This window comes from Frigoribacterium sp. AC512, assembly GCF_979258295.1.
The window spans coordinates 900,889-919,250 of sequence record NZ_OZ409850.1; the positions used below are offsets into that span (position 1 = coordinate 900,889).

General features: G+C 73.5%; 15 protein-coding genes. 8 read left to right on the forward strand and 7 right to left on the reverse strand.

What is annotated here, in order from left to right; translation table 11 throughout:
• Window positions 1-100: 100 nt before the first annotated feature.
• The 5 genes from ACZZ97_RS04110 to ACZZ97_RS04130 all read right to left on the reverse strand — a co-directional run bounded on the left by ACZZ97_RS04110 (window position 101) and on the right by ACZZ97_RS04130 (window position 6,758).
• Window positions 101-1,459: an ABC transporter substrate-binding protein gene (locus ACZZ97_RS04110; protein WP_463472351.1), complete on the reverse strand. Its 1,359-nt coding sequence runs from the start codon at window positions 1,457-1,459 to the stop codon at window positions 101-103.
• 134 nt (window positions 1,460-1,593) lie between these two features.
• Complete coding sequence (locus tag ACZZ97_RS04115; RefSeq protein WP_463472352.1) at window positions 1,594-2,667, reverse strand: LacI family DNA-binding transcriptional regulator; 1,074 nt, start codon at window positions 2,665-2,667, stop codon at window positions 1,594-1,596.
• A gap of 154 nt (window positions 2,668-2,821) precedes the next feature.
• Window positions 2,822-3,502 carry an alpha-ketoglutarate-dependent dioxygenase AlkB gene (locus ACZZ97_RS04120; protein WP_463472353.1) on the reverse strand — a complete coding sequence of 227 codons (681 nt, stop codon included), beginning with the start codon at window positions 3,500-3,502 and terminating at the stop codon, window positions 2,822-2,824.
• 50 nt (window positions 3,503-3,552) lie between these two features.
• Window positions 3,553-5,121 (reverse strand): outer membrane protein assembly factor BamB family protein, encoded by a 1,569-nt coding sequence (locus ACZZ97_RS04125; protein WP_463472354.1) that lies wholly within the window; start codon window positions 5,119-5,121, stop codon window positions 3,553-3,555.
• 44 nt (window positions 5,122-5,165) lie between these two features.
• Window positions 5,166-6,758 (reverse strand): outer membrane protein assembly factor BamB family protein, encoded by a 1,593-nt coding sequence (locus ACZZ97_RS04130; RefSeq protein ID WP_463472355.1) that lies wholly within the window; start codon window positions 6,756-6,758, stop codon window positions 5,166-5,168.
• A 247-nt stretch (window positions 6,759-7,005) separates the two neighbouring features.
• Here ACZZ97_RS04130 and leuC point away from each other — a divergent pair, with 247 nt between their 5' ends.
• The 6 genes from leuC (at window position 7,006) to ACZZ97_RS04160 (ending at window position 13,694) form a co-directional block, all read left to right on the forward strand.
• Window positions 7,006-8,514: a 3-isopropylmalate dehydratase large subunit gene (gene leuC, locus ACZZ97_RS04135; RefSeq protein WP_463473755.1), complete on the forward strand. Its 1,509-nt coding sequence runs from the start codon at window positions 7,006-7,008 to the stop codon at window positions 8,512-8,514.
• The gene (gene leuD, locus ACZZ97_RS04140) at window positions 8,514-9,110 is read left to right on the forward strand and encodes a 3-isopropylmalate dehydratase small subunit (protein ID WP_463472356.1); all 597 of its coding nucleotides are present in this window, start codon (window positions 8,514-8,516) and stop codon (window positions 9,108-9,110) included. The genes leuC and leuD overlap by 1 nt, the downstream gene beginning before the upstream one ends.
• Window positions 9,111-10,478, forward strand: a complete 1,368-nt coding sequence (murA, locus tag ACZZ97_RS04145) for a UDP-N-acetylglucosamine 1-carboxyvinyltransferase (protein WP_123546459.1) — start codon at window positions 9,111-9,113, stop codon at window positions 10,476-10,478. It abuts the gene before it with no gap.
• Between the two features lie 7 nt (window positions 10,479-10,485).
• The gene (locus ACZZ97_RS04150; protein ID WP_463472357.1) at window positions 10,486-11,310 is read left to right on the forward strand and encodes a lysophospholipid acyltransferase family protein; all 825 of its coding nucleotides are present in this window, start codon (window positions 10,486-10,488) and stop codon (window positions 11,308-11,310) included.
• Window positions 11,311-11,437: 127 nt separating this feature from the next.
• A complete protein-coding gene (locus ACZZ97_RS04155; protein ID WP_314103054.1) occupies window positions 11,438-12,451 on the forward strand; it encodes an NAD(P)H-dependent glycerol-3-phosphate dehydrogenase in 1,014 nt (337 codons plus the stop codon).
• Window positions 12,452-12,545: 94 nt separating this feature from the next.
• A complete protein-coding gene (locus ACZZ97_RS04160) occupies window positions 12,546-13,694 on the forward strand; it encodes a D-alanine--D-alanine ligase family protein (protein ID WP_463472358.1) in 1,149 nt (382 codons plus the stop codon).
• Window positions 13,695-13,905: 211 nt separating this feature from the next.
• Here ACZZ97_RS04160 and ACZZ97_RS04165 read toward each other — a convergent pair whose 3' ends face one another.
• Window positions 13,906-14,463, reverse strand: a complete 558-nt coding sequence (locus tag ACZZ97_RS04165; RefSeq protein ID WP_314103049.1) for a DUF3515 domain-containing protein — start codon at window positions 14,461-14,463, stop codon at window positions 13,906-13,908.
• Window positions 14,464-14,487: 24 nt separating this feature from the next.
• Here ACZZ97_RS04165 and thiL point away from each other — a divergent pair, with 24 nt between their 5' ends.
• Window positions 14,488-15,636, forward strand: coding sequence for a thiamine-phosphate kinase (gene thiL / locus ACZZ97_RS04170; RefSeq protein ID WP_463472359.1), 1,149 nt, complete (start codon window positions 14,488-14,490; stop codon window positions 15,634-15,636).
• Between the two features lie 199 nt (window positions 15,637-15,835).
• On the opposite strand, the gene rsmD is transcribed toward thiL, so the two are convergent.
• Window positions 15,836-16,405: a 16S rRNA (guanine(966)-N(2))-methyltransferase RsmD gene (gene rsmD, locus ACZZ97_RS04175; RefSeq protein WP_463472360.1), complete on the reverse strand. Its 570-nt coding sequence runs from the start codon at window positions 16,403-16,405 to the stop codon at window positions 15,836-15,838.
• A 131-nt stretch (window positions 16,406-16,536) separates the two neighbouring features.
• On the opposite strand from rsmD, the gene ACZZ97_RS04180 reads away from it, so the two are divergent.
• Window positions 16,537-18,243 (forward strand): acyl-CoA dehydrogenase family protein, encoded by a 1,707-nt coding sequence (locus ACZZ97_RS04180; protein WP_314103225.1) that lies wholly within the window; start codon window positions 16,537-16,539, stop codon window positions 18,241-18,243.
• Window positions 18,244-18,362 lie beyond the last annotated feature (119 nt).

Here is an 18,362-nt window from a genome sequence, read left to right on the forward strand (position 1 = left end):
GGGGCGCTCGGACGCAGGCGAGAGGAGGCGGCTGCGCGCGACGGGGACGCGTGAGGGGCCGCCGCCGCACGGCGACGGCCCCTCACGGTGGGGTTGCGGGCTAGCTGGTGTAGCCGGCCTGGATCTCCTCGAGCACCGAGTCGGTGTCCGTGCCGTCGATCCAGTCGACCATGCCCTTCCAGAAGCTGTCGGAGCCGACCGACTTCGGCATCAGGTCGGAGCCGTCGAAGCGGAACGTGGTGTCCGTGCCCTGCAGGATCTCGACGGCGCTCTTCAGCAGGTCGCTGCCGGCGTTCTCGGGGTCGAGCCCCTTGTTGGCCGAGATGACGCCTCCGAGCGAGACGCGGCTGTTGGCCCAGTCGGCGCTGGCGAGGTACGCCTGCACCTTGGCGGTGTCGTCGTCGTTCGAGAACGCGGCGACGAACTCGCCGCCGCCGGTGACGGCAGCCGGGTCGTCCTCCTTCATGGGCGGGGTGAGGAAGGCCCACACGTCGCCGTCCTCGGCGACCGTGGCGGGCGTGCCCTCGGCGTTGTTCGCCGCGGTGAGGAAGCCCTCGAAGAACGAGGCCTGGTGCGTCAGCGCGCAGCTGCCGTTCGCCACGTTGGTCGCGACGTCGCCGAAGGCGGTCGAGTTGATCGACTTCACGTCGCCGTAGCCGGCGTTGACCATGGTCGGGTCCTGCAGGATCGTGCCGACGGAGTCGAACGCGTCCTTGATCTCGGGGTCGGTGAACTTCATGTCTCCGGAGACCCACGAGTCGTAGGCGTCGGGTCCGGCTCCGCGGAGCACGAGGTCCTCGACCCAGTCGGTGCCGGGCCAGCCCGAGGCCTCGCCCGAGTTGAAGCCGGCGCACCAGGGAGCGGTGCCGGTCTTCTCCTGGATGGTCTTCGAGACCTCGACGAGCTCGTCGTAGGTCTTGGGGATCTCGACGCCCCACTCCGCGAACTTGGCGGGGGAGTACCAGACGTAGCCCTTGACGCTGGCCATCAGCGGAGCGCCGTACTGCGTGCCGTCGACCTGGCCGTACTTCTGCCAGTCCTCCGACCAGCCTTCCTTGACGTTCGCGAGCGCGTCGGCCGGGAGCTCCTGCACCTTGCCCGACTTCACCGTGTCGGCGAGCAGGCCGGGCTGCGGGAAGATCGCGAGGTCGGGGGTGTCGCCGCCCTGGACCTTGATGCCGATCTGCTTCTCGAACTCCTTGTCGCCCGTGTACTTGATCTCGATGTCGTTCTCGGCCTCCCAGTCGGCCCAGGACTCCTCGAGCAGGGTCGCCTCGTCGCCGTTGATCGTCCCGTAGACGTTGACGACGCCGTCGGCGGTGCCGACCGTCCCGCCGGCGTCGCCGCCCGCGTTGGGGTCGTTGGGGTCGGCGCTGCCGGAACAGCCGACCAGCAGGAAGCTGGATGCAGCCAGGATGGCCAGGGGGCCCGTGAACCTGCGGTGCAGGGATGCTCGCATGGTGATCTCCTCGTCGAGTTGCGATGCACGTGGCCTGCTCGTGCTGCCGAGCCGGGCCACTGCCGCGCGCGTCGTCGTCGACGCGCGTCGACGATGAGTGTCACACACGCGCAGGAGGCGCGCAACAACGCGTGCTAGCGGCGCGTCGCAGCGGGACGAACGGCGGCGCGGAGGGCACCGCGCCCGTCGTGGGACGGGGGCGCCGAGCTGCCCCGGACGACGAGCTGCGGGGCCACGAGGAGGTGCGGTGCACCGAGTCGGCGTCCCTCCAGCCGGTCGACCAGGTGGTCCACCGCGGCCGCCGCGAGCTCGACCCCGGGGGGCGAGACGGTCGTGAGCGGCGGCGAGGTCATGTCCGCGGCGAGGTCGCCGATGCTCAGCGCGACGACGGAGACGTCACGGGGGATCGAGCAGTCGGCGAACGCGGCCGCCTGCACGAAGCCCGCCAGCGCCGTCTCGTTGAACGCCACCACCGCGGTGGGCCGTGCGGACGACGCGACGAACGCGTCGAAAGCCGACCGGCCGCCCGTGATCGAGACGGGGGCGTGGTGCGCCTCGAGCACGAGGCCCGCTCGCCGTGCGGCGTCGTCCAGCGCGCGGGAGGCCCTCGCGAGGGGGCCCGAGCCGCGCTCGTGCGAGCCGACCGACTGGCTGAGGAAGAACGCCCGCTCGTGGCCGAGGTCGACGAGGTGCTGCACGGCGAGCCGCCCCAGCGCGTCGTAGTCGGCGTCCACGAACCAGAGGCCGGCCACGTCGTCGGGGCGGCCGATGTTCGTGAAAGGGACCCGCGCCTCCGTCAGGACGGGCACGCGGTCGTCCTCCGGCGTCAGCTCCATCAGGACGACGCCGTCGACCAGGCCCTCGCTCACGAGGCTCTCCAGGCCCTCGACGTCGTCGATCGGGGTCGACCAGAGCAGGAGGTGGTAGCCGCGTTCCCGCGCCCGGTCCGTGGCCGCCGCGACGTACTCGAACTCGGACGACGTCACACCGCGCCTGCCGTACGGGTAGTGCAGGGCCAGGATGCCGCCCCGCGACCCCGCCAGGCCGCGCGCGAAGGCGTTCGGCGTGTAGTTGAGCTCGGCCATGGCCGCCTCGACGCGACGGCGGGTGGCGTCCGAGATCGTCCGACGGCCGCTGAGGGCGTACGAGACGGTGCTCGACGAGACGCCGGCCAGGCGCGCCACGTCGTCACGGGTCGCTGGTGCCATGCTCGTCCACCTCGTCGTCGGTCGTGCGCACAGCATACGAGCGCAGGCCCGGATGAGCGACGAGCGTCGGGTGGGAGGGAGCCGCTACGCAGGCCACACCGGTCGCTGTTCCTGTCTGTCCAGACCCGAGCGGCCCGCTCCGGCCGCGGGCGGCCTACGCAGGCCACACCGGTCGGAACTGCACCGAGATGCGCGGGCCGACCGCCTTGCGGGTCTTCGCGATCGCGTGCTCGTGCGTGCGCTGGCTGCTGCCGCCCATCACCAGCAGGTCGCCGTGGCCGAGGGGGAAGCGCTGCACCTTGCCCGTGCGACGTGACCGGATCGCGAGGGTGCGCGGCGCGCCGAGGGACAGGATGCCCACCATCGTGTCGCGGTCGATCGTGCGGCCGACGCGGTCGCCGTGCCAGGCGATGCTGTCGTCGCCCGTGCGGTAGAAGCAGAGCCCGGCGCGGCGGAACAGCTGCTCGTCGGGCGCCCCGCGCCGGCTGGAGTACCACTGGTTCAGCTCGTCGCGCGCCGTGCCGAGAACGGGGTCGGGCAGCACGTCGCGCTCGCCGTAGGACGACACCAGCCGTGGCACCTCGACCACCCGGTCGTACATCGTCCGCGTGTCGGCCTGCCAGGGGACCTCGGCGACGAGGCGCTCGAACATCGCGTCGCTGCCCGTCGCCCAGCCGGGCACGAGGTCGAGCCACGCGCCGTCGTCGAGGGGCAGGTGCTGCACGGCCCCGTCGAGGCCGCGCAGGCCGGTGCCCCGCCTCGTGACGGGGTCCGCGCCCGTCTCGGCGTCGTCGTCGAGGCCGTCCAGCAGGGAGGAGGTGAAGGTCGTGCTCATGCCCCTCAGCCTAGCCGATCGTTCGAACACGCGTTCGAACAGGGTCGTCATCACCACCGGGGCGCGACGACCTCGGACGCCTCCGGTCCGGTGAGCTCGTGCGCCACGCCGTCGACGTCGACGTCGACCAGCGCTCCGCCCCAGAACGACACCTGCAGCCTGCCCTGGTAGACCCACAGCCGCTCGCCCGACGACCGGTCGAAGGCGACGACCGTCGACCGGCCGCCCGAGCTGCCGTAGGCGAACGCGTAGCCGACGGTGCGTCCGGTCGCGGCCGGCACCGCACCGCCCGGCAGCTCGACGACCGACCTCGCGGCCCCGTCCGTCCCGTCGAGGACGCGCAGGGCGAGCGATCCGTCGTCCCCGTCGGGCGCCGCGGCGAAGAGGTCGTCGTCGGTCTGGCCGGCGAGGCCGTCGACGCTGACCGCTCCCCGGCGGTCGTGGCTCCAGCGGGTCTCGCCCGTGTCCCAGTCGACGCAGCTGACGCGGTCGTCCGCGACGTCGGTCACGACGAGGCACGTGCGTGCCGCGCTCGGCGCCCCCTGCACGTCGGGGGAGGTCGTCCACCGGGTGCGCCCGTCGAGGTCGACGGCCTTGAAGCCCCCCGACCGACCTGACGGCGACACGATGAGGTCGTCGTGCACGAGCGGCCCGACCAGCGTGTCGAGCCTCGTGCCCCAGTCGCGCTCGCGACCCGTCCGCGGGTCGACGGCCACCGTGCCGCCCGGCGTCGAGACGAGGGCGCGGTCCGGCAGGGCGAGGACGACGCCCGTCGTCGTGCCGGCGCCCCGCCACGTCACGTGCCCGAGGTCGTCCGCGTCGCGGACCTCGTACCGGTAGGCGCCGCCCGCGGACGGCTGGCGTCCCGTGAGGACGACCTGCCCCTCCGACTGGAACTGGTCGCTGTCCGTCGTCGTCCACGGCGCGGAGCCGTCGACGACCCGACCCGTCGCGGGGTCCAGCGCCACGAGCTTCGAGAGGGCGCCGCCCGAGGTGCGCAGCAGGAGGCGGTCGGGGTCGCCCGCCGGGCCGATCGCCGAGGCCGACAGCACCTCGGCTCCGTCGAGGTCGCCCAGGTCGGCGAAGTCGTCCCGGGCGTCGTGCACCCAGGCCATTCGGCCGTCCCGCGTGTCGAGCAGCCCGACCCGCGACCCGACCTGCCGGGTGTCGCTGCCGCAGCCCGCGTCGTTCGCGAAGCCGTAGGTCCAGGCCGGTGCGGCGCGGACGAGCACGAGGCCGTCGTCGCCGACCGGCACCGAGGGGAACCGCAGGCAGAGGGCCGGTGCGCCGGGGGCGAGCGCCCCGGCGAGGTCGACGGTCCAGCCGGAGGCGGTCGGCGCCTCCCGGATGTCGACGGTCGACGTGCCCTGCCAGGGCGACAGCCCGCCGTACACCGGCTGGCCGGGGACGAGGGCGGCGGTGACGGCCACGGCGGCCACCACCAGGGCGAGGTAGCCGAGGGCGAGACGACGGCCGGGCGCGAGGCGGCGCCACCAGCGCGGGCCGGGCGACGGCGGACGACCCGACGGGCTCCCGGACGGGGGCGGGACCTGCTGCCCGCCCTCCGCCTCCTCGGCGGCCGTCGTCCGTGCCCCGGTCGTCGGCGTCTCCCAGACCACCGCGGCCCTCGGCCGCGGGGGCTGCCACGGGGCGCCCGGCGCCGTCACGAGGTGCTCCCGACGCGGGTGCGGTCGACGAGGCGGGAGGCGGCGGCGGAGTCGTCCACGACGACGAGGGCGCCGCCCCAGAACGAGACCCGGCCGGGCGACGTCGACGTCCAGAGCCGGCGTCCGCTCGACGCGTCGTAGGCGCTGACCGCGTCGGGGCTGGTGCCGGAGTCGTCCGTCACGACGTAGACGACGGTGCGCGACGCGGCGACCACCTCGTCGGACGGGCCGAGCGGCACGGCGACACGGCGCGAGCCGTCCGACACGTCGAGGGCGGCCAGCTCGGGGCCGTCGTCGCGCTGCGCCACGACCCAGACGTCGTCCCGCGACTGCCCCGGCACGGGCACGACCCGGGCAGGGCCGCCGAGGTCGCGGGTCCAGAGCACCCGACCGTCTCCCCGGTCGAGGCAGGTGACGGAGGAGGCGTCGGGCGACAGGGCGAGGACGCACCGGTCCGTCACGTCGAGGGCTCCTGCCTCGACGGGGGTCGTCCACCGCCGGTCGCCGAGCGGGTCGACGGCCGACACGGTCGGACGAGACCGTCCCGCCCGCTCGACCACGTAGAGGGAACCGTCGCCGGCGGGGCCGACGGCGGCCGTCTCGAGGGTCGTGCCCCGGCCCCGGCCCCGTTCGAGCGGACGCGCCGCGCCGGTGCGGCCGTCGACGAACGAGCTGCGGCCGTCCGCCTCGAGGACGACGCCCGACTCCAGCAGCAGGGGAGTGGTGCCCACGTCGGCCCGGCCCTGCCAGACGGGCTCGGTGAGGTCGCCCGCGTCGACGAGGGAGAAGCGCCGCGACGCGTCGTCGGTGCCGCCGACGGCCCGGAGCTGCAGGCGCCCGACGGCGGCGACGCTCACGGCGGGCAGGTCGCGGCGCCCGCGTGCCACCTCCCGGGAGTCGCCTCCGTCGAGGTCGAGAGCGACCTGGGCGGCGCCGCCCGAGGTCTGGACCTGGACCAGCACGCGGTCGGCGGCCGGGACGACCTGCGTCGCCGGGATGGCCAGGGCGTCCGCGTCGGGCACGTCCTCCGCGAGGTCGTGCACCCAGCGGACGCGGCCCGTCCCGGCCTCGACGAGCGCCACGCGGCTCGTGTTCCCGGACACGGCAGCGCGGCGACAGCCCGGCGACGACGCGGCGTCGTCGGTCTCGAGGTCCACCGAGGTGCCCACCGCGACGAGGCCGTCGACGGCGGCGGAGGGCCAGACGTGCACGCAGCTCGGGGGCACGTCGGGCGCGAGGAGGCCGGCGAGGTCGAGGCTCCACGCGGCGTCCGTGGGCAGGCGTCGCAGCTCGTCCGCGACGGGCGTGCCGGTCGCCGGGCCGCTGCCGTAGCGAGGGACGACCGCGACGCCGGCGACGAGCACGGCCGTGGTCGCGAGGGCGAGGGCGAGGTAGGCGGAGCGCAGGCGGGACGACGAGGAGGCGGTCGTCCGGCGGCGACGTCGGGGCGCCTCCTCGTGCGGCACGGCAGGGGAGGGGCGGGAGCCGGACGGCAGGGAGGCGGGCTGCGCCGCGCCGGCCTCCGGCACGTCGGCACGGCGGCCCGCGGCCGGACGGGCCGGCAGCCAGGGAGCGTCGTCTCGCGCCATGCTCGGTCGACCTCCTCGTCGGGCGGGCCCGCCGCCGCACGACGGGGGACCTGGTACCAGTCAGGACCCGCGAGGTGCCGCGCGCCCACCTCGTGTTCGGAGACCTCGGCCGCGGCGCTCGCCGGGGGGAATGCCGGGCGCCCGCGGCCGCGTTGCACCCGGCAGCGCGTCGGGCAGGGGCCGGGAGGCGCTGGCGTAGACTTCGACGATCATTCCGACCGAGACACCCGAGGAGAGGGGCGTGCCCGTGGGCAGGACGCTTGCCGAGAAAGTGTGGGACGACCACGTCGTCGTCAAGGGCGAGGACGGCGCCCCCGACCTTCTCTACATCGACCTCCACCTCCTCCACGAGGTCACGAGCCCGCAGGCCTTCGACGGGCTCCGGCAGGCAGGGCGGCCGATGCGGCGCACCGACCTGACGATCGCCACCGAGGACCACAACACCCCGACCCTCGCCATCGACAAGCCGATCGCCGACCTCACCAGCCGCACGCAGATCGAGACGCTCCGCCGCAACACGGCCGAGTTCGGCGTCCGCCTGCACCCGCTCGGCGACGCCGAGCAGGGCATCGTCCACGTCGTGGGGCCGCAGCTCGGCCTCACCATGCCGGGCATCACGGTCGTCTGCGGCGACTCGCACACCTCGACGCACGGCGCGTTCGGCGCGATGGCCTTCGGCATCGGCACGAGCGAGGTCGAGCACGTCATGGCGACGCAGACCCTGCCGCTCAAGCCGTTCAAGACCATGGCCGTCACCGTCGAGGGCACGCTGCGCCCCGGCGTGACGGCGAAGGACGTCATCCTGGCGGTCATCGCGCAGATCGGCACCGGCGGCGGCCAGGGCTACGTGCTCGAGTACCGCGGCAGCGCGATCCGCGCCCTCTCGATGGAGGGGCGCATGACGATCTGCAACATGTCGATCGAGGCCGGCGCCCGTGCCGGGATGGTCGCCCCCGACCAGATCACCTTCGACTACCTCGAGGGCCGCGACCACGCCCCGACCGGCGCCGACTGGGACGAGGCGGTCGCCTACTGGAAGACCCTCCCGACCGACGACGACGCCGTGTTCGACGCCGAGGTGTTCCTCGACGCCGACTCGCTCGAGCCGTTCGTCACCTGGGGCACGAACCCGGGCCAGGGCGTCTCGCTGAGCGACTCGGTGCCCGATCCCTCGACCGTCGTCGACCCCAACGAGCGCGCCGCAGCCGAGCGCGCCCTCGAGTACATGGCCCTCGAGGCCGGCACGCCGATGAAGCAGATCCCCGTCGACGCGGTGTTCATGGGCTCGTGCACGAACAGCCGCATCGAAGATCTGCGGGCGTTCGCGTCGATCGTGCAGGGCAAGACCAAGGCCGAGGGCGTCCGCGTGATGGTCGTGCCGGGCTCGGCCCGCGTGCGGCTCGAGGCCGAGGCCGAGGGCCTCGACAAGGTCTTCACCGACTTCGGCGCCGAGTGGCGCTTCGCCGGCTGCTCGATGTGCCTCGGCATGAACCCCGACCAGCTCGCCCCGGGCGAGCGCTGCGCGTCGACCTCGAACCGCAACTTCGAGGGCCGCCAGGGCAAGGGCGGGCGCACCCACCTCGTGTCGCCGCTGGTCGCCGCCGCGACCGCCGTCCGCGGCACCCTGTCGTCCCCGTGGGACCTGTCGGCCGACGAGGCAGGCGCGCTCGGCGGGGCCGACCCGGCCTCGGCGACCCTGATCCACGACCAGGTCGCCGCCGAGCTGACCGGCCAGACCGCAGGAGGCGCGTCCTAGTGCAGAAGTTCACCGTCGTCACCGGCGTGGCCGCGCCCCTGAAGCGCTCGAACGTCGACACCGACCAGATCATCCCGGCCGAGTTCCTCAAGCGGGTCACCAAGACCGGCTTCGAGGACGCGCTCTTCTTCTCGGCGCGCCAGGACCCGGACTTCGTGCTCAACCGCCCGGAGTACCAGGGCGCGCGAGTGCTCGTGGCCGGCCCCGACTTCGGCACCGGCTCGAGCCGCGAGCACGCCGTCTGGGCGCTCCGCGACTTCGGCTTCGACGTCGTGCTGAGCTCGCGCTTCGGCGACATCTTCCGGGGCAACTCGGGCAAGCAGGGCCTGCTGAGCGCCGTCGTGGCCGAGGACGACATCGAGCGGATCTGGGCGGTCGTCGAGGCCGCTCCGGGCATCGAGATCACCGTCGACCTCGCCGCGCAGACCGCCACGGTCGGCGACCTCACGGTCTCGTTCGAGGTCGATGCCTACACTAAGTGGCGCCTCCTCGAGGGTCTCGACGACATCGGACTGACCCTCCGCGACGAAGCCGCCATCACAGAATTCGAAACCCGCCGCGCCGCCTGGCGCCCGAAGACATTGCCGGTGAAGTAAGTGAACTCTCTCGTCCAAGACGCAGCAGCTGCAGGGGCCCGTGTCGGCCTGAAGTCCGATGAGATCGTCATCCGCGGCGGCAAGCCGCTGATCGGTCGCATCGAGGTGCGCGGGGCGAAGAACCTCGCCACGAAGGCGATGGTCGCCGCGCTGCTCGGCGACACCCCGAGCATCCTGCGCGACGTCCCGGACATCAGCGACGTCAACGTCGTCCGCGGCCTGCTGTCGGTGCACGGCGTCCGCATCACCGACCCGGCCCGCGGCGAGATGATCCTCGACCCGGCCAACGTCGAGTCGGCGCACTTCGCCGAGATCGACGCGCACGCCGGGTCCAGCCGCATCCCCATCCTCTTCTGCGGCCCGCTGCTGCACCGGCTGGGCGAGGCGTTCATCCCCGACCTCGGCGGCTGCCGCATCGGCGACCGTCCCATCGACTTCCACCTCGACGCGCTCCGTGCCTTCGGCGCGGTCGTCGACAAGTCGTACAACGGCATCCACCTCACCGCGCCCGACGGGCTCAAGGGCGCCAACATCGAGCTGCCCTACCCGAGTGTCGGCGCGACCGAGCAGGTCCTGCTCACGGCCGTGCTCGCCGACGGCGTCACCGAGCTCCGCAACGCGGCCATCGAGCCCGAGATCATGGACCTCATCGCCATCCTGCAGAAGATGGGCGCCATCGTCTCCGTCGAGCCGAACCGCGTCATCTTCATCGAGGGCGTCAAGACGCTGCGCGGCTACACGCACCGGGCCATCAACGACCGCAACGAGGCCGCCAGCTGGGCGAGCGCCGCGCTCGCGACCAAGGGCGACATCTTCGTCGAGGGCGCCGACCAGAAAGACCTGATGACGTTCCTCAACGTCTTCCGCAAGGTCGGCGGCGACTTCGACGTCCACGAGGACGGCATCCGCTTCTTCCACCCCGGCGGCGAGCTCAAGCCCGTCGTCGTCGAGACCGACGTGCACCCCGGCTTCATGACCGACTGGCAGCAGCCGCTCATCGTGGCGCTCACCCAGGCGCAGGGCACCTCGATCGTGCACGAGACCGTCTACGAGAACCGCTTCCAGTTCACCGAGGCGCTGAACGACATGGGCGCCGACATCACCGTCCACAAAGAGGGCCTGCCGGGGCACGACCGCCGCGTCGCCCGTCGCGAGTTCGAGCAGGCGGCCGTCATCAACGGCCCGACCGCGCTTCACGGCGCCGACATCCGCGTGCCCGACCTCCGCGGCGGCTTCAGCCACCTCATCGCCGCGCTGACGGCCGAGGGCGAGTCGAAGATCAGCAACGTCGGCATCATCAGCCGCGGCTACGAGCACTTCATCGCGAAGCTGCGCAAGCTGGGCGCCGACTTCGACTTCCAGGGCTGATCGCGACGTGATCGACGCCTCCTCGCCGACCCCGCCGGCCGGTGGGGTCGACGCTCCCCTCGTCCAGACGCCCCGCCGGGTCGGTCGCTTCGGCCGGGGCAAGGAGAAGAGCGCCGTGTTCCGGGGCGTCGCCGCCGTGGGCGCCCCGCTCTTCGACCGGCTCGCCCGCATCGAGGTGCGCGGCGCCGAGAAGCTGCCGGCCGAGGGTGCCTTCGTGCTCGCGCCGAACCACTACACGAACATCGACCCCGTCGTCGTGGCGCGGCTGATGTGGACCCTCGGACGCGTCCCGCGGTTCCTGGCCAAGGCGTCGCTCTTCCGCGTGCCCGTGTTCGGCTCGCTGATGCGCGCCATGGGCCACGTGCCCGTCGAGCGCGGCGGCCGCACGCACGACAGCGACCCTCTGCAGGCCGGGCGCGCCCTGGCGACCAGCGGCGGGGGAGTGATCATCTACCCCGAGGGGACGCTCACGCGCGATCCCGACCTGTGGCCCATGAAGGGCAAGAGCGGAGCCGTCCGGCTCGCCCTCCAGGCGGGGGTGCCGCTCATCCCGATGGCGCACTGGGGCAGCCAGCACGTGATGGGCCGCTACTCGGCGAAGATCAGCCTGTTCCCGCGCAAGCGCATCGTGGCAGCCATCGGCGACCCCGTCGACCTGTCGCCGTGGCGGGGCCGCCACCTCGACCAGGCCGCCTACACCGAGGCCACGGCCCTCGTCATGCAGCGCATCACCGAGCTGCTGGCCGGCCTCCGCGACGAGGAGGCGCCCGCCGAGCAGTGGGACCCGCACACGAAGCACCAGAAGGAGACCGGACGCTTTGAGCAGCCGTGACGACAGCAGCCGCGCCGACAGCAGCCACGACGTGACCGGCGACGCCGGTCGAGGCGCCGGGACGCGGGAGGACGCCATCGGGGCCCTCGGCGAGGGCGCCGTCACGACGGAGGCGATCTCGGTCGTGATGCGCAGCGCCGTGCCCCGCACGGTGGCCGTGCTGGGCTCCGGCAGCTGGGGCACGACGTTCGCGAAGGTCCTCGCCGAGGGCGGGGCGGACGTCACGCTCTGGGCCCGGCGTCCCGAGGTCGCGCGCGAGATCACCGAGAGCAAGCGCAACAGCGACTACCTGCCGGGCATCAACCTGCCCCGCACCCTCGTGGCGACGCCCGACGTGGCCGCGGCGCTCCGTGGCGCCGAGCAGGTCTACCTCTCGGTGCCCAGCCAGACCCTCCGCGACAACCTCGCCGCGGTGCGCGAGCTCGTCCCGCGCGGCGTCCCGGTGGTCAGCCTCATGAAGGGCGTCGAGAAGGCGACCGGCCTGCGCATGAGCCAGGTCATCGAGCAAGAGCTCGACATCGACCCCGACCTGATCGCCGTCGCCTCCGGCCCGAACCTCGCGCTCGAGATCGCCAAGCGACAGCCGACCGCCGCCGTGGTCTCGTCGCAGAGCCTCGAGACCGCGACGCTCGTCGCCGCCACCGCGACCAACCCGTACTTCCGCTCGTTCGTGAACACCGACGTGATCGGCACCGAGTTCGGCGGGGTCCTCAAGAACCTCATCGCGGTCGCCATCGGCATCGTCGACGGCGTCGGCTACGGCGAGAACACGAAGGCGTCGATCATCACCCGCGGCCTGGCCGAGATGACCTCGTTCGCCGTCTCGTTCGGGGCCAAGGCCGAGACGCTCGCGGGGCTCGCGGGCCTCGGCGACCTCATCGCGACGTGCGAGTCGCCGCTCTCGCGGAACAACACGGCCGGCCGCCTCCTCGGCCAGGGCTACGCCTTCGGCGACGTCGTCCGGCAGATGAACCAGACCGCCGAGGGGCTGAGCTCCGTCGCGCCGATCCTCGAGCTGGCCCGCTCGCGAGGGGTCGACATGCCCATCGTGCAGCAGGTCGCCGAGGTGCTCGCCGGTACGCTCGACCCGCGGAACATCGCGCCGCACCTGACCGAGACCGACGAGCCCCAGGGCGAGTAGCGGCAGGAGGCGCGGCGTCCGTCACGGACGCGACCCGCTCCTCCTGCCTGCTCACGCGGGCCGGCGGCGCCGAACCACCCCGAAGGGCCCCTCGATGACCACCACCACCCCCGCCACGACCGCGGCCCCTGCGACCGGAGCCGCGGCGAGCGTCGAGAAGCAGACCGTCGTCGTCCTGTTCGGCGGCCGCTCGAGCGAGCACTCGATCAGCTGCGCCACCGCCGGGGGCGTGCTCGCCGCGATCGACCGCGACCGCTTCGAGGTCGTGCCCGTCGGCATCACCCGCGAGGGCGCCTTCACGCTGCAGCCCGACGACGCGGCCCTCTTCGCCCTCGACGCCGAGTCGCTGCCGGAGGTGCGCGACAACGGCACCCGGGTGCGCTGGCCCGAGACCGCCACGAGTCGGGGGCTGAGCGTCGTCGAGCCCGACGGCGGCCTCCGCCTGCTCGGCGACGTCGACGTGGTGTTCCCGATCCTGCACGGCCGGTTCGGCGAGGACGGCACCGTCCAGGGCCTGCTCGAGCTCGTCGGGCTGCCCTACGTCGGCGCCGGCCTGCTCGCCTCGGCCGTCGGCATGGACAAGCACTTCACCAAGACCGTGCTGCAGCAGGCCGGCATCGCCGTCGCTCCCTGGCGGACGGTGCGCCGCGCCGAGTGGGCCAGCGCCCCGGAGGCGGTGGCCGCCGAGGTCGCCTCGCTCGGCTTCCCGCTCTTCGTCAAGCCCGCACGTGCCGGGTCGAGCGTCGGCGTCTCACGCGTCGACGGCCCCGACCAGCTGGCCGCTGCCATGCAGGTCGGGCTGGCGGAGGACCACAAGGTCCTCGTCGAGGCCGGCGTCGTCGGCCGCGAGATCGAGTGCGCCGTGCTCGGCGGACGCGACGGCGGAGCCCCGCGCACGTCGGTCGCGGGCGAGATCGTGCTCAGCGACGAGACCTTCTACGACTTCGAGTCGAAGTACCTGGGCGGGGCGGGCGCCGACCTGCTGTGCCCGGCGCCGCTGTCGGACGACGAGCTGGCCGAGATGCAGCGGCTCGCGGCCCTCGCCTTCGAGTCGATCGACGGCACCGGGCTCGCCCGGGTCGACTTCTTCCTCACAGACGGGGGCTGGGTCGTCAACGAGGTCAACACGATGCCCGGCTTCACGCCGATCTCGATGTTCCCGGCCTGCTGGCTCGCGAGCGGCCTGAGCTACCCCGAGCTCATCACCGAGCTCATCGAGCTGGGGCTCGCGACCGACCGCTGAGCCGGCGCCCCCGGCCGTGGGCGTCGTCGGCTGGCTCGTGTCGGGACCGGACATCGCACCGGGTCTCGTGCACTGCACCGCGTCCAGACACGATGCAGTGCACGAGACCCGGTGCGATCGTGGATGCTGGCCGCGACGCAGATCGAGCGGCGGCGCGGCGCACCACGGTGCCGGCTCCTTCAGCGCGTCAGCCCGTCACCGGGTCACCGCGTCAGGGAGCGGGCGTCTCCGACGGTCCGTCGGTCGAGGTGTCGGAGGGGTCGCCGACGCTCGGCAGGTCTTCCACGCCGACGCAGCCGCGGCCGTCCTCCGGCAGGTACCCGACGGCGTCGGCGAGGTCGAAGAGGGCCGTGCTGCCGACCTCGGCGCTGACGACGACCTGCACGGCGGGCGTGCGGCCGTACGTCGTGAACGTGAAGGTGTCGCCGTCCTCGGGGCCGTCGTCCGACAGCCAGTCGACGCCCTGCACGTCGTTGCAGGGCAGGTCGGAGATCGCGGGGGACTCGACGCCGCAGCGCAGCAGCACCGTCGAGGGCGTGCCCCAGGCTCCCGTCCCCTGCGCGTCGGTCTCCCGCCGCTGCTGGGGGTCGGAGTCCGGCCCGACCGTGTCGGGCAGGTGCACGACGACCTGGGCGCAGTCGGGGTCGTTCGCACCGTCGGCCGACTGCATCGGCACGGCGGCCGTGCAGCCCGAGAGGATCGACGCGGCGACGACGCCGAGCGCGACGACGAGGGAAGGGCGCAGGAGGCGGCGGGACGGAGCGGACATCCCGGCCAGGCTACCGTCGACCCCATGGAACGATCCTCCAGGTCTCTCGACGCTGCCGACACCGCCGACGCTGCCGACACCGCCGACGCTGCCGACACCGCCGACGCTGCCGACACTGCCGACACCGCCGACGCTGCCGACACCGCCGCTGCAGCGGACACCGTCGCTGCTGCCGACACCGTCGATCCTGCGGACACCGTCGAGGCCGTCGGCGAGCTGACCACCCTCGCGCGCATCCTGCCCCGCCTGCCCCGCGGTCTCGACACGCAGCTCGGCCCGGGCGACGACGCCGCCGTCGTCGCCTCGCCCGACGGCCGCTTCGTCGTCACGACCGACCTGATGGTGCACGGCCCTGACTTCCGGCGCGCCTGGTCGACGCCGCACGACCTCGGCTGGAAGGCCGCCGCCTCGAACCTCTCCGACGTGGCGGCCATGGGGGCCCGTCCCACCGCCCTCGTGGTGGCGCTGGCCGTCCCGGGCGACACTCCCGTCACCGACCTGGAAGGCCTCGCCGACGGGCTCCGCGACGCGTGCGCGGCCATGGCGCCCGGCTGCGGCGTCGTCGGCGGCGACCTCTCCGTCTCCGCGGTCTTCACCGTGGCGGTCACGGCGTTCGGCGACCTCGGCGGACACGACCCGGTCCGCCGCGACGGTGCCCGCGTCGGCGACGTGGTCGCCGTCTCCGGTCCGCTCGGCCGGGCGGCCCGGGGCCTCGACCTGCTCTTCCGCCTCGGGGTCGACCACGACGGCGTCCCCGATGCCGCCCTCGCCCGCGAGGTGCGCGACCGCGACGCCGACGTCGGCTGGCAGCTGGCGCCCACGCCGCCGATCGCCGACGGGCCCGCTGCCGCCCTAGCCGGGGCCACGGCGATGCTCGACCTCTCCGACGGTCTCGCGCTCGACGCGTCCCGCCTTGCCCGCGCCTCCGGAGTCGTGCTCGACCTCGAGTCGGGGGCCCTCGGTGCCGACCCGCACGCTGCCCTCGCCGGGGGAGAGGACCACTCGCTGCTCGCGACGTTCCCGGCGGGCGTCGACCTGCCCGGGGACTTCCGGCCGATCGGCACGGTCCGTGACCTCGCAGGAGGCACCCCCCGTGTCGCCGTCGACGGCCGCGACCTCGGCGAGCCCGGCGGCTGGGACCCCTACCGCCTCTGGACCGGCCAGCAGGGCTGACCTGCCCGGTCGCTGCCCCTCGTGCCCCGCCGCGTCCGCCCGCGGCCCCGACGATGTTCTCTGCCCCATAATGTGAGAGTGATCCGGCCCGAGGAGTGCCCGGGGCCAGCCTGCGGCGGCCCTGCCGAGGCGGATCTGTCTCGCCTCGACATCCTGCGGGCCCCTCGGCAGCAGCCGCACCCGCAGTCCCACCCGCTGCTCAGGCGTCGAGCGTCGCGAACCAGACCGTCGTGTCGCCGTACGACTTGCGGGCGTCGAGCGTGAGCCCGTCGGGCCAGCCGGGCTCCCCGTCGCGGGAGGCGCGCTCGACGACGACCAGCGCCTCCTCGGCCAGCGACGGCAGCAGCGCCTCGAGGTCGGCGGCCAGCTCGGCCGCGGACAGCTCGTAGGGCGGGTCGAAGAAGACCAGGTCGACGAGTCCGGCGCCGCCGCCGAGGTACGACCGGACCGGCTGGGCGACGACGTCGACCCGGGGTGCCTTCCCGGCGGGTGCCCGGCCCACGACGGCGTCGACGTTCTTCCGCAGCGCCTTCGCCGCGGCCGGCGCCTTCTCGACGAGCACGACCGAGGCGGCCCCCCGCGACGCTGCCTCGAGTCCGAGCCCGCCGGTGCCGGCGTAGAGGTCGAGCACGCGGCGTCCGGCGATCTCGTCCCGCGCGTCGAGCGACGAGAACAGCGCCTCGCGCACCCGGTCGCTCGTGGGTCGGGTGCCCGTCTTCGGCACGGCCAGGGTCAGGTTGTCGGCGAAGCCGGAGATGATGCGGGACACGACCCCATCCTGGTCCATCGCCGCAGTCGTTCGAGCAAGTCGACAACGCGGTCCCGAGGAGGTGCCCGACCGGTCGTGGGACCCGCACAAGCGAGTTGTCCGCCGGCACCCCTGCGGGCACGATCGCCCCCATGACCAGCGTCGATCGTACTGTCAGGCCCTCGTTCACCAAGTCGCTCTTCGCGGGGCGCATCGCGTCCGAGCTGGCGTTCCCCTACCCGCACATGTCGACGGCCGAGGCTGCCAGGGTCGAGACGGTCTCCGCGTCGGCCCGGGAGGTGCTGGCCGACTACGACCCGCTGCGGGCCGAGCGCGAGGGCTGGATCGGCGACGACACGGTGCGCGCACTCGGCGAGCGAGGGCTGATGGGCCTTTTCGTCTCCGAGGAGTACGGCGGGCTCGGCCTCAGCCAGAGCGCCTACTGCCGCGTCTACGAGGAGTTCGGCCGGGTCGACGGCACCCTCGCCACCGTGATGGGCGTGCACCAGTCGATCGGCACGAAGCCGCTGCACCTCTTCGGCACGGACGACCAGAAAGCCCGCTGGCTGCCCGACCTGGCGAGCGGACGGAAGCTCGCGGCCTTCGTCCTCACCGAGCCGAACGTGGGCAGCGACGCCTACGCCCTCGAGACCCGGGCCGAGCGGCAGGCCGACGGGAGCTGGCTGCTGAACGGCGAGAAGCGCTGGATCGGCAACGGCGACAAGGACGTCCTGACGGTCTTCGCGCAGAGCGACCTCGGGCACGTGGCCCTGATCGTCGAGAAGGGCACGGACGGGCTCAGCACCGGCCCCCGCTTCGAGACCCACGGCCTCAAGGCCAACCACCTCCAGCGCGTGCACTTCAAGGACGTGCGGGTGCCCGCGGAGAACCTGCTCGGCGAGCCGGGCGACGGCTTCCGCATCGCGGTGAACACGCTGAACAACGGCCGCATGTCGATGGGCACGGCCATCGCGGGCGGCATGAAGCGGTTCCTCGAGCTGAGCCTCGAGCACACGGAGGCGCGTCACCAGTTCGGCAGGCCGCTCGCCGACTTCGAGATGGTCGGCGACAAGCTCGCGTGGATGACGCAGCAGATCTACGGCGTCGAGTCGATGTCGTACCTGACCACCGGTCTCGTCGACCGCGGCGACACCGATTTCGCGCTCGAGTCGGCCATGACCAAGGTGACCGCCAGCGACACCGGCTGGTACGCCCTCAACCGCGCGGTGCAGCTGCACGGCGGCGAGGCCTACATGGAGGGGCACCCGCTGTCGAAGGCCCTGCGCGACTTCCGCATCTTCCCGATCTTCGAGGGCGCGAACGACGTCCTCCGCGCCTTCGTCGCCCTCAACGGACTCAAGGCCCTCAGCGAGGAGCTGCCGGACGTCGCCTCCCTCAGCATCGGCGACCCCGGCCGGGCGATGGGCGTGCTGGCGCCGTACGTGGCAGGTCGGGTGCAGCGTCGCATCAGGCCCGAGCGGCCGGTGGGCGTGCACCCTCAGCTCGCGCGCGCCGCGGCCCAGGTGGGCGAGCAGGTCTCTCAGCTGCGCGAGCGGGCCGAGGGCGCCCTCCGCAAGCACGGCAAGCGGGTGCAGGAGGCCCAGCTCGTGCAGAAGCGCCTCGCCGACGCGGCGTCCGGCATCTACGCGCAGACGGCCGTGCTGTCACGGGCCTCGGTCGCCCTCGAGGAGGCGCGGGCCGACTCCGACGCCGAGCGCCACCTGGCGATCGGGTTCTGCAAGCAGTCCGCACGGCAGGTCGCGCGGCAGCTCCGGGCCCTCGAGGTGAACGACGACCGGCACGTGACCGCGCTCGCGGCGTCGACCCGCGCCTCCGGCGGCTACTCGTTCCGGCTCTGAGGCGCGGGGCCGGCTCCGCGGGCCGCCCGTCCCTGTCGGGGGCGCGCAGTAGCGTGGACGCGTGCCCGCGCCCCTGCCCGACCCGTCGCCGCTCGACGCCGCGCTCTCGAGCGCCCTGG